The organism is Pseudomonas sp. DD1 (assembly GCF_044510355.1).
GTDB lineage: Bacteria > Pseudomonadota > Gammaproteobacteria > Pseudomonadales > Pseudomonadaceae > Aquipseudomonas > Aquipseudomonas shahriarae.
In genome coordinates this window covers 39,569-51,649 of record NZ_MSAJ01000015.1, presented here as the reverse complement: position 1 = coordinate 51,649, position 12,081 = coordinate 39,569, and the positions used below count along the sequence as shown (strand labels likewise).

Annotated in this window: 8 protein-coding genes; 1 reads left to right on the top strand and 7 read right to left on the bottom strand. The window is 55.7% G+C overall.

Annotated elements, in window-relative coordinates; genetic code table 11:
- The 7 genes from PSFL_RS12700 to PSFL_RS12670 form a co-directional block, all read right to left on the bottom strand.
- The coding region (locus tag PSFL_RS12700; protein ID WP_397470135.1) for an RHS repeat domain-containing protein at positions 1 to 4,214 on the bottom strand (4,214 nt) is incomplete at its 3' end.
- Between the two features lie 39 nt (positions 4,215 to 4,253).
- Positions 4,254 to 6,239, bottom strand: a complete 1,986-nt coding sequence (locus tag PSFL_RS12695; RefSeq protein WP_397470134.1) for a hypothetical protein — start codon at positions 6,237 to 6,239, stop codon at positions 4,254 to 4,256.
- Between the two features lie 230 nt (positions 6,240 to 6,469).
- A complete protein-coding gene (gene moaE, locus PSFL_RS12690; protein WP_057958531.1) occupies positions 6,470 to 6,922 on the bottom strand; it encodes a molybdopterin synthase catalytic subunit MoaE in 453 nt (150 codons plus the stop codon).
- Between the two features lie 2 nt (positions 6,923 to 6,924).
- The gene (moaD, locus tag PSFL_RS12685) at positions 6,925 to 7,167 is read right to left on the bottom strand and encodes a molybdopterin converting factor subunit 1 (protein ID WP_057438235.1); all 243 of its coding nucleotides are present in this window, start codon (positions 7,165 to 7,167) and stop codon (positions 6,925 to 6,927) included.
- Complete coding sequence (moaC, locus tag PSFL_RS12680) at positions 7,164 to 7,637, bottom strand: cyclic pyranopterin monophosphate synthase MoaC (RefSeq protein ID WP_057438233.1); 474 nt, start codon at positions 7,635 to 7,637, stop codon at positions 7,164 to 7,166. Before moaC ends, moaD begins: the two co-directional genes overlap by 4 nt.
- A 169-nt stretch (positions 7,638 to 7,806) precedes the next feature.
- On the bottom strand, positions 7,807 to 9,201 hold the full coding sequence (locus PSFL_RS12675) for a PhoH family protein (RefSeq protein ID WP_198792611.1): 1,395 nt from the start codon (positions 9,199 to 9,201) through the stop codon (positions 7,807 to 7,809).
- A gap of 323 nt (positions 9,202 to 9,524) precedes the next feature.
- Positions 9,525 to 10,649: a polysaccharide deacetylase family protein gene (locus PSFL_RS12670; RefSeq protein WP_169959730.1), complete on the bottom strand. Its 1,125-nt coding sequence runs from the start codon at positions 10,647 to 10,649 to the stop codon at positions 9,525 to 9,527.
- Positions 10,650 to 10,796: 147 nt separating this feature from the next.
- Here PSFL_RS12670 and yaaA point away from each other — a divergent pair, with 147 nt between their 5' ends.
- On the top strand, positions 10,797 to 11,576 hold the full coding sequence (gene yaaA / locus PSFL_RS12665; RefSeq protein ID WP_057438227.1) for a peroxide stress protein YaaA: 780 nt from the start codon (positions 10,797 to 10,799) through the stop codon (positions 11,574 to 11,576).
- The last annotated feature ends 505 nt before the right edge of the window (positions 11,577 to 12,081 follow it).

Below are 12,081 nucleotides of genomic sequence, written 5' to 3'. Positions count from 1 at the left end.
ACCCCCAACGATGCAGCCCCCAGCAGCGCCGCCTTGGAAGCAACAACCATCCCCGCCGCAGATGCCGCCGCCGTTCCAGCTGCCGCCGCATATGCCGCTACCGCGGTAACAAATCCGGGAGCCGCAAAACCTACCGTCACTATCGACAACACCAGCGCAACTCCGGTCAATACCCACTTCAACCAGTTCGGCAACAACCCGCTGGGGTCCATTAGGTTGACCGGATTACCAGCACAGTAGGCATAGCTGTTGATCCCCCCCTCGTCAAAAGGGCTCAGCGGATCAGGCTGCAAGAACATCATCAGGTGAGGATCGTAGACCCGTTGACCGTTGCCGAGAAAGTAGAGGTTGATCGCCGCATCCAGCCGTTGACCATTCAACGCCGGCAGTTGCAGATCAGCCATGCTACGGACCTTGCCGTCATCCAGCGGGATTTTCGTATCGCCGTAGGGCGTGTAGTGTCGCCGCACATGGGCCTGGCCTGGGGCCGATACGCCGCGCACGCTACCGCTGGCATCGTTCATATGCAGTTGCAGCCCGTCGACGCCCCCGCTGCGTGCCATCACCTCATCCCCGCCGTCGGCGTAGCGGATCTTTTTATTGCCTTCAACCAGAGTCTCCAGCCGGTCGCCGGCGTATGCCAGCATCACCGGCGGCTCACTGCCCCGGGACGCCAGTACCTGACGGGCCTCGGCATCGTATTGGTAGCTGTACTTGAGGGGACCGGCCTGCACTGTGGTCAACTGCTCAAAACCATTGTAGGTATAGGCCTGGCCCGCCGGGTGTGCCTGCAAGTTGCCCGCCGCGTCATACGTCAGGGTGACATCCTGCGCCGGGCGTGTGTGGGTCAGCCGGGTCAGTTGAGTGGGATCGGCACCGGTAAAATAACGCTCGCAGGTGTCTTGCGTGCTGTCGGCAAACGTCGTGACAACCCGAGTAATGTTATTGAGGCTGTCAAAGCTGAAATCCTGCCCGACAATGCCACGCCCCAGATGATCCTTGGGGTGTTCGGGCCCCGTGCAGCGATAGGTCTTGAGCCGCAGAAAGGCATCGTAGGTGAAGGTTTCGCCGATCACCAGGCGTGAGCCGGCGTCCTTGAGTTCCCGTGTCGCCAACATACTGTTGAGGTGATACGTGCTGGTCATGACCTGGAACAGCGCACCGTTCTGCTCGAAGCGGCGCTCGGCTTCCCGACCCAGCGAGTCATAGGACAGCTTGGTAACGACTCGCGTGCTTTCATAGGCGGTGCTCAGGACATGCGGCCGGCCCAATGTATCGTAGGTTTGCTCAATGACTATGGCGCCAGTGGTCATCTTGGAGAACCGCCCGAACACATCGTACTCAAGCTGGCTGGACTGGCCGTCGGCGGAAGTTTGCTGCAGCAGGCGCCCGCCAGGGGAATAGCCATACTGCGAGGTCAGGACGTTGCCGTTGGCGGTTTGGATATCCTTTTCAGGACGGCCGTTGGCATCCATAACGAACTCATGGATCAAGCCATTGGTCTCGGAACGTGTCATCGCACCGGTAACCGGGTCATGCCGGTAGGTGCTCGCCGGATGGCCCGACATCTCAATCCGAGTCGGCACATCCAACTCTGTGTCATAAGCCAGGGTCTGGCGAACCCCACGGGAGGAAACCATGGTGAACGGTTCCATCTCTCCGGCCTTGTACTCCCAGGTCGTGGCCTGCCCCGATGCCCCACGCGTCTGGCTGGTCATTCTGCCGAGGCTATCGTAGGTACGGGCCCCCAGCCGTTTATTGTCGACCGTAAAAGCACTGGCCAATTCACTGCTGGTGCCGGGGGCGTAATCCGTTTTACGCAGCCGATGAGGAGTGCCATCTATTGGTTTTTGAAGGGTCGTCAGCACCCGGTCGAACACGTCATAGGTCAGCTCAGTGGACGTTTTATTGACATCCACTGCCGTCACGCAGCGCCCCAAGCCATCGTAGGTATACGACGCCAGCTCCACTTTATTATTGTTGGCATCCAGGCGCTCCACCTTCATTGGTTGGTTATGCGTATTGAAATAGGTCAACAGCCGTTCACCTCCAACCACGCCCTCCTCCGTAAGATTGAGCCGCGGGTCATACTCGTTGATGACAACACGGCCGTCGGCGTGGGTGACGCGGCTGGCGTTGCCCCACTTACTGTAGGAGTGGACGCTGCGCAACGAGCGTTGCCCGTTGGTCACGTAGTCGCTCTTGACCACTTCCACAGTTTGCCCAAGCGCGTCATAACGCCAAGTGCAGGCGACTCGCTCCTGGCTCGAGCCGATCAATTGTGCTTCGGACACCTGGCGTCCGGCACCGTCGTAGTAGGTAATCGTCTTGTTACCTTGCGCGTCCGCGGTAATCAGATGGGCACGCTTATTCTCTTCGGCAAAATGGTAAGCGTATTGCCGCGTCGCTTTCTGCGGCGCTCCAAGAGCTACGGTTTCTGCGGTCAGCCGGCCATTGACGTCGTACGCCAGGCCCATCGTGCTGCCGCCATCTCGCGTTAACGACAACAGGCGTCGACTGACCATCGAAAGCGTGCGTTTTGCCTCAAGCCATTGATTTCCTTGTTCTTCGCGCCCTTTCAACCGTCGGGTTTCGATCAGGTTATCGCCTTCAATGACGTAACTGAAATCACTGGTCAACAGCTGCCCGCCGACCGTACTGGTGCTGCTCTTCAACCGGCCAGCCAGCGCCACAGGGGTTTCGTAGTAAGTCTGCTGCATCACTAGCACACCAGCCTGGCTGCTCGATTGCTGTAGCACAAAATAACTACTGCCCGTCTGGGGGACGCGCGTATGGGTATATTCCGTGAGTCGCGCGGTAGGCGTGCCTCCTACAGGTACGAGTCGCTCTTGTTTGAGGTAGCGCTGGAACAATTTGTGGGGGTCCGCCGGGCATTTGCCGCTTTCGCCGGCAATCGGGTAATAACTGTATTCGGTGCGAATGCCAGAGGGTTCGGTGCGGCTGAGTTCGTTGCCATAATCATCGGTTTCGATCTGCTGGATCTCTTCCCTCGAGGTGCCACCAGCTACGAGTTCATAGCGATTGGTAACGGTTTTGGGCAGTTGGAAGTTCGCGGGCTGGCTGGGAAATAGACCGGGGAGCGTGTTATAGGTGATATTTACTTTACTGCGCGTTCCCTCGCGTAGGACCTGCTTTTCGGTCAACAGGTGAAACTTATTGTAGGTGGTACGAGTGACGCTCAAGACCGTATTGTTATTGGCCGCGTCAATGCTTTTCTCCTCAGTCCAATAGTCATAGGCGCCGCTAATCAGATACAGGTTGTCCTCACCCTCTTTGAAACCACCCGCATAAGGGAACCCCGTGAAGTTCTGCCCTGGACTGTAATCATAAGTCCGGATCATTGGAGGTTGATTGGCACCTGGAGTCTGCGTCCAACTGGACACACGGGGGATGAATTGGTTGTTGCCATATTGATGACCGTTTTCGGTATAGTTGATCTGCTCAGTTCCGCCCATCGGCGTTTGCACCCGCTCAATCGCAACTAAGCCATTACGAAACGGCGTCCTGTATACAAACGTATAGGCAGCAACCCCCGGCGCACCACTACGATCGTAAGGCACAGTGACACCTGTAAGGCGATCATTGATCTGTGTAAATCGCGTACGCGCATAACGCCCCCCCTCGACACGTCTATCAGCCGTTTGCAGGCGCCCACTCGCGTAGGTCAGTAGCAGCAACTCTTCCTGTTTGTGATTGAGGATACGCTCAAGAGAACCACCTGGGGCATAGCCGAATCTGAAGACCTCACCATTTTCAAATCTTATGGAAGTAATTCGATAAGGGAGCGTACTACTGGTACGCTCCAAAACTTCAATCGTGCCATCCCGATAAATCACATGCAGCGTGGTTTCATTCGTTCGCCTTACCACTAGATCTTTAAGTTTTCGATCCTTGAAAACCATCGTTCCGCCAACAGAAGGCATACCTTGCGTCTTAAATCGCTCGCCGCTAATCAACGTGAGTTGCGCACTGGAAAGGTCAAATTCCGTATTACTCAGGCGCCACCCCAACCCATAAGGTACACGGCCAGGCTCAAACATTGAAAATAACAAAACAATACTGCGACTGACCTCGAGAGGCCCCTCAGGAGATAATTGAGCCAAATTGATTTGGGCACCATACTGACCTGTTCGTGGATCGACGGAACCGTTCAAGTACGAGGAAAAATTAAATGCGTTGGAATAGACATTCATGGTAAGCACCTGTTCTGAAGACGAGACGCACAAATCTAATCAGCTCTCATAATCCAACAACTCAATATTTTGCCTACTTCCACGCATAGTATATACATGCATGCAGCCATAATTATCGACTAGTCGCCAAGGTGTGTTGCCCTCCCCTTCAAACATGGGGAGTTCAATGGAAACCCATAACGCACGCATAATCGTATTTACTCGATTAAATCTCAGAATATGATAATTATCTGACAAGTTTTCATGTATCTCATCAAGAGAGGGGCTTGACCCAGGCTTATCGTGGCCCACTACAACTCCGCCTTTTCTATCAACTCCACCGGCCCCATTAACAAAAGACGTCTGAAAGTAACGCCCCTCCCAAGGGACCCACATGGGTGCGTCTAACCCCATTTGGGAGATAAACCTCACCCCAGGCGGGGGCAACCAATACCAAACATCAATATCGGTCTTCGTATTGTGGTTCCAATAAGCGTGATCCACAGTAAGTATAAGATCACGAACTCTCACTCGATAAGGCTGCCGAGGCGAGATATTCACCCAAGCATTAAACTTTGAATCCCCTTCGTTAAAATTCGTGGTATAAACTTTACCATCTATAATTATCTTAGCCATAAGCCTCCGACTCTCCATTGAAGCGCCGGTTTCCAAACGCATAAATCGCTCAACTATCTCTATAGTATCCAGCGCCCCACTCTTTTGTTGCGTAGTGTTCTCCCCAATTCCGCCCCCCTCTGCGTCTTGTATCTCTCGAATCCAAAGTCCGGTATCATATATATTTTTCACGGTATCGCAGGACCACCCCCCCGGTAGAGGCTGATTCACATTTGGAGAATATAATGTGACCGCTACACTGGCTTTTTCATCCTCCCGCAGGAGCGTGCTCTCCCAATTACCATTAATCCCTTCCTGCACCATAGTGACTTCAATAAGAACTTTGCACTGATGCCGGCCATTGGCATACAGCGCGTCAGTAGAATCCTGACCATTAGCAAGGACGATGTGGAAGTGCTGAGGTCGCCTTGCTAACTTAACGGGCTCCACCGTCAGACGATTGCCACTTTCATAGGGAACTATTTTAAATACATGAAGATTCCCATAGTTATCCCGCAACCGCCACTTGCTATTCAAAACCTCATGCGGAAGGTCCGGAATCTGTGTAGTAAGTTTAACCGCGCACATGACACGATTACTTATCCGATGAATCACTGGATCCTCACCTGGATTTACAACTGGAAGATACTGGTGAACCATACTCAACCGTAAAGTACTGCTCGCAGCCCCAGAGAAAACCCCTCCTTTATAATTACCCGAAAGTCCATAAGACGTCTGAAAGGAGGTCCCTTCATTTGGCACCTCCACTGACTCATTCAACCCATAATTATGAACAAACCACAAACCATTAACACCTTCCCAATAGTACATATCAATATCAAGAAGCCCTGTAATATTTAAAGCATCATAATCAACAATCAAATCAAGCTCTGTAGAAAGCAATACTGGGGGCACCGTGGGCTTGATAAATACCGACGACTTAAAATCAGTCGGATATTCGGAATAGCTGTTAGTAACCGTCTCTCCGTCCAACACAATAGTCGCCATGAACTGTACAGCCTTGAGAGAGACATTTTCCTCAAGGCGCATATAACGCCTGACAATCTCTACCCCCGCGTCAACAACCGTATTGTTTGGCAGACTCTCGCCGAGTTCTTCCCCAGTACGATTCCAGAGTCCTGGATCATATTCGTTCTTCTGCGTATCGCAACTCCACCCGCTGCCTACGCTGGCATTATCCGCGATAGAAACAGGTACGATTTTTACACTCGCTCGCTCACTATCGGTTAAGGAGGCTTGACTCCAGACACCTTTTTTCCCAAAAACCTGCTTTAAAACCTCAACTACAACTTCAACTTGATGATACCCATTGGCATAAAGTGCATCCGTATAGTCAGTGCCATCAGCAAACCTGACCTTAAAATGCACAAGCCGCATATTATGTGATTGCCTGATCATCTCGTTCTCCAAAAACCGCATCCATCGCCGTAGCGCGAACTTTCTCGAAACCAAATTCGATCTGAAATTCCACGAACTTAGATATCGAACACTTAGGGAGATTAGAGACCAGGAAAAAAGAGAAAGTAACTGTTAAAATTGACAGTTAATTAGCTGAAATAGAAATAACTTAATGAACCTTTATAACTATAAACCACAGCCATGACTGCGTGTTCTTGCAAGCGCCACCCAATGATAAACAATCAGGCTTTCCAGCGACCCGCCGCAGCATGATCACTCTCCCGCCCCTCAACCCACCGCGCCCCCTCACTGGTGTTCTCCTTCTTCCAGAACGGCGCCCGGGTCTTGAGGTAGTCCATCACAAACGCACAGGCATCAAACGCCGCCTGGCGGTGGGCACTGGCGGCCGCGACGAACACGATGGGTTCGCCGGGCTCCAGGGCGCCGATGCGGTGCAGCACTTCGAGCTTGAGCAGCGGCCAGCGCTGCTCAGCTTCGACGGCGATCTTGGCCAGGGCTTTTTCGGTCATGCCGGGGTAGTGTTCAAGGAACATCCCCGCCACATCGAGGCCATCGTTGAAATCGCGTACATAGCCGACAAAGCTCACCACCGCACCCACACCCACGTTGGCCGCGTGCATGGCGTTGACTTCGGCGCCGGGGTCAAAGGGCTGGGCTTGCACACGAATGGCCATGGTCAGCCTCCGGTCACGGGCGGGAAGAAGGCGACTTCGTCACCGGCCTGCAAAGGCTCGTCGAGGGAGCACAGTTCCTGGTTGCGCGCACACATCAGGCTGGCCTCGTTGAGCACCTCGAAGCCCGCATCAGCCGCCAGTGCCAGGCGCACGGCATCGACCGTGGCGAAGTCGCCTTCGACCTCCAGGGAGTCCAGGCCTATCGCCTCGCTGTAGCGTGCAAAAAACAGTACGTTGATGCTCATGCCTGGTCCGCCTTGAAATGCCCGCTTTTGCCGCCGAGCTTTTCCAGCAGGCGGATGTTCTCGATGGTCATGCCACGGTCCACCGCCTTGCACATGTCGTAGATCGTCAACGCGGCAACACTGGCGGCAGTCAGTGCTTCCATTTCCACGCCGGTCTGCCCGGACAGCTTGCAGCGGGCGATGATGTGCACGGTATTTTCCCCTTCGGCTGCCAGCTCAACCTTGACGCCCGTCAACATCAGCGGATGGCACAGGGGGATCAGGTCGCTGGTCTTTTTCGCCGCCTGGATCCCGGCGATGCGCGCCACGGCGAACACGTCGCCCTTGGGATGGGCGCCGTCGACAATCATTTGCAGGGTCTGGGGCAGCATGCGCACCCGCGCCTCGGCCACGGCTTCGCGGAACGTCACGGTTTTATCGGTGACGTCGACCATATGGGCACGGCCCTGGGAATCGAGATGAGTCAGCACGGGGATACTCCTGATCAGAAGCCCCGATTGTAAACCCAACGCAGATCAAAAGGTGGGAGCAGGCTTGCCTGCGATAGCGCAGTGTCAGTCACCAACGCCATCGCGGGCAAGCCCGGCTCCCACAGGAATTGAGGTGAACCGGGCGATGGAGGCATCGCCCGGTTTCGGATTACAGGTGGGATTCGGCGTATTCGGCCAGAATCGAGCGAGGGACACCCTGCAAGGCGATGTGCACGCCGTTCGGGAAATCCTTGAAGCGTTCCGTCAGGTAGGTCAGCCCGGAGCTGGTCGCGGACAGGTAGGGAGTGTCGATCTGTGCCAGGTTGCCCAGGCACACCACTTTGGAACCGGCGCCGGCACGGGTGATGATGGTTTTCATCTGGTGCGGCGTGAGGTTCTGGCATTCGTCAATCAGAATCAGGCTCTGCTGGAAGCTGCGACCTCGAATGTAGTTGAGGGATTTGAACTGCAACGGCACTTTGCTGAGGATGTAGTCGACGCTGCCATGGGTGTTTTCGTCATCCATGTGCAAGGCTTCGAGGTTGTCGGTGATCGCCCCCAGCCACGGCTCCATTTTTTCTGCCTCGGTGCCGGGCAAAAAGCCGATTTCCTGGTCCAGGCCCTGCACGCTACGGGTGGCGATGATGCGCCGATAACGCTTGGTGACCATGGTCTGCTCGATGGCAGCCGCCAGGGCGAGGATGGTCTTGCCCGAACCCGCCGCGCCGGTCAGGTTGACCAGGTGAATGTCCGGGTCGAGCAGCGCGTACAGCGCCAGGCTCTGGTAGATATCACGCGGTTTCAGGCCCCAGGCTTCCTGGTGCAACAGGGGCTCCTGATGCAGATCGAGGATCAGCAGCTTGTCGACCTGGATCTCTTTGATCCAGCCCACGAAGCCCTGTTCGTCGATGATGAATTCATTGATATGCACCGCCGGCAGGTTGTCGGTCAGTTGCACCTGGTGCCAGGTGCGGCCATGGTCCTGGCGGGTCTCGACCTTGCTCACGCGGTCCCAGAACGAGCCGGTCATGGTGTGATAACCCCGGGACAGCATCGACACATCGTCGACCAACTGGTCGGTACTGTAGTCCTCGGCAGCGATCCCACACGCTCGTGCCTTGAGGCGCATGTTGATGTCTTTGGTCACCAGCACCAGGCGCAGGTCCTTGTCGCGCGCGTGCAGGTCGATCAGTTGGTTGATGATCTTGTTGTCGTTGAGGTTTTCCGGCAGCAGGCTGTTGGGCTCGCTGCGCTTGCTCATCAGGATCGACAGCAAGCCCTTGGGCCCGCCCTTGCCACGCTGGATCGGGACGCCGACTTCCACATCATCGGGAGAGGCCTCGCCCAGGGTCTTGTCAATCAGGCGGATCGCCTGGCGGCATTCGGCGGCAACGCTGTGGTGCCCGCTTTTGAGTTTATCGAGCTCTTCAAGCACGATCATCGGGATGGCGACGTGGTGTTCTTCGAAATTGAGCAACGCGTTTGGATCGTGAATCAATACATTGGTATCAAGCACATAAAGGATTGGCTGGTCGGAAGAAGGGTTACGTCCATGATCATCCATACTCGGTCACCTTTGTGGGAGCCAGTCGACGCAATACCACAACAGTGCTGCGCCTCGATTCGAGCGCCGAATACACCGCAAAGGGAGTCTGGGAAGACGCCACCTGTGGTGCAGGTTTCGGCGATCTGACTTCGTAATACCGCAAAACCCATGACAGGAAAAAGCACTTTGACGCTTTTTTGAAGTTTATTTTTCAGGATGACGAATAGCACTGGCGGGCCGCCACGCACCCCGCTAAAGTCGGAAGTCCGCCTGCATCGAAATGTCGCAGCAAATCACCCCAAAAAACCCTCATCCCCAACAGGGCCGGGCTTTTGCCCTTTTCAGCGAAACGCTTCCCGACAATCCTGCCAACCCAGCCCACTTTGCGCCGTTGCCTGTAGCAACAGCGGCAATGCGACCCGCGCCTTGTCCTGGGTGTCGTGGAACACAATCACCCCTTTGCGCCACAACAACATCAGCGTCAGCACCCGCTGGGCCGACTCGTCGGCCTTGAGCAGGCCCGGTTCATCCTGGGAGTCGATATCCCACAATGCCACTTGCAGGCCCTGGGCCTGGAAAAAGCCCTGGCTGTCAGCCCGGCGCTGGCCATAGGGTGGGCGGAACAGCGGCACGTAGTTTTCCGGCAGCAGGTTCTGGGTCAGCGACGCACTGCGGGTGATCGAGCTTTGCCAGTCGACCCAATGGCTGTGGGAACGGTATTGCCAGCCCTGGATACCCACGCACTGACCCTGGTACAAACCCTGCACATCGACGGCCGAGGTTTTCTCCAGGCGGGTTTGCAGGCTGTTGCCCAGGACAAAGAAGGTGGCTGTCATTTTCTGCTTGCGCAGGTAGTCGGCCAGCCAGTCGGTCTGACCGCCCGGCGGTGACGGGCCGCCATCGAAGGTCAGTAAAAACAGGCGGTCGTTGAGTTCATCGCCATTGCGCTCGAAATCCCCAAAACGCGCCACTTCGCTGCCGATCTGCGGGAACAGCGCGGCCTTGCGCAGCAGCTCATCCAGGTAGCGCTGGTGAAACGCGCGGCTGGGACCGGCCCAGCCTATATAGAAAGATTGCTCGCTCACCTCGAACTTGCCGGCTTGATCGCGCAGGTCGTCGAGGTTGTCCACCAGATAGCAGAACGAGGCGTCCTGTTCGCAGCTTTGCTGGGCGAACATGTAGTTCTCCAACAACCGCTGCCAGAGGTGGCGGCGCAGGTCGTCGATAGCGCCCTGGTTGACGATCTTCAGCCCCAGGCGCTGCTTGAGGGCCGGTTCATCCAGGGCCTCGCTGGCCAGCAGCGCGTTGGCGAACATGAGGATTTCGGCGCGTGATGCCACATCAAACAGCGCCGGGCTGCTGAGTTTTTCCGGCCAGGTGCCACGGTCCAGGGTCGCGACATCCACACTGGCCGCCTGGGCGCCCAGGCACGTCAGCCAGGCGCACACTAAAAGCGCAATTCGCACAACAGGTCTCCCCCTCCTGATTCGTCGGCCACTATAGCCGATCACTATCCTCCCACAGGGATAACCGTATGGCAGCTATTGGCGTGATAGGTGGAGTCCAACGCCCCAACCCCCTAGAATCCCCCGACGATTACAGGAGACGACTTCATGCTGACGGTGATTTCCCCCGCCAAAACCCTCGATTTCGAGACCCCGCCGGTAACCCAGCGCTTTACCCAGCCGCAATACCTCGACCACTCCCAGGAGTTGATCGAGCAGTTGCGCGAGCTGAGCCCGGCGCAGATCAGCGAACTGATGCATGTTTCCGACAAGATCGGCGGCCTCAACGCCGCACGTTTCGGCAGCTGGACCCCGGCCTTCACCCCGGCCAATGCCAAGCAGGCGCTGCTGGCCTTCAAGGGCGACGTCTACACCGGCCTCAATGCCCAGACCTTCAACGACGCCGACTTCGCTTACGCCCAGGACCACCTGCGCATGCTCTCGGGCCTGTACGGCCTGCTGCGCCCCCTGGACCTGATGATGCCGTACCGCCTGGAGATGGGCACCAAGCTGGGCAACGCCCGTGGCAAGGACCTGTACGCCTTCTGGGGCACGCGGATCAGCGAATGGCTCAACGAGGCCCTGGCTGAGCAGGGCGATGATGTGCTGCTGAACCTGGCCTCCAACGAATACTTCTCGGCGGTCAAGCGCCCGGCCTTGAACGCGCGGATCATCAATACCGAGTTCAAGGACCTGAAGAACGGCCAGTACAAGATCATCAGCTTCTACGCCAAGAAGGCCCGGGGCATGATGAGCCGCTTTGTCATCGAAGAGCGCATCAACGACCCGGCGCAGCTCAAGCAGTTTGATGTCCAGGGTTATCGCTTCAGTGCCGAGCAGTCGAAGCCGGATAACCTGGTATTTTTGCGCGATCACGCACCGGAGTAGGTCGCCAGTACAGCGCAAATCCGATGTGGGAGCTGGCAAGCCTGCTCCCACATTTTTTCCGTATTTCAAACGCGGAATCGTCATTACTTTGACGTCAAAAATATTTCTTCAGATTTCCTAACGTTTCTTTCACTCGACATTCGTCAGAATTTTTCGTAGTGGCACCACTTTTTTCAAACAGTAGTGGCACAAAACTATATCCCCGCGCCAACTCCCTATAACCACTAGCCCAATCCGCAAGTGCTATCAATATAGTACTAGTGCCATCTTTCCTAATATTTCAAGAAATTTCCAGAAACAGGATGAGCGGCCAGGAACTATGTCCTTCAGTGCCGCTCATACCACCGGTAACGATTATCTCTGTTCTTGTGCGATATGACTTACACAGCGACCAACGGAAGTAGCAAAGTTGTCATATTCAACTTTGACCCTTCGGTCTAATTAACAACTGTTTAGTTGAGGGCGGGCGATAAGGTTGCATGACCATCCCCTACAAGGCCAAGGC

What these genes read in the sequence shown, in the direction of transcription:
- moaE (WP_057958531.1), bottom strand. Translation starts at nt 6,922, where the DNA reads ATGGCCATTCGTGTGCAAGCCCAGCCCTTTGACCCCGGCGCCGAAGTC.
- moaD (WP_057438235.1), bottom strand. Translation starts at nt 7,167, where the DNA reads ATGAGCATCAACGTACTGTTTTTTGCACGCTACAGCGAGGCGATAGGC.
- PSFL_RS12675 (WP_198792611.1), bottom strand. Translation starts at nt 9,201, where the DNA reads ATGGATGATCATGGACGTAACCCTTCTTCCGACCAGCCAATCCTTTAT.
- yaaA (WP_057438227.1), top strand. Translation starts at nt 10,797, where the DNA reads ATGCTGACGGTGATTTCCCCCGCCAAAACCCTCGATTTCGAGACCCCG.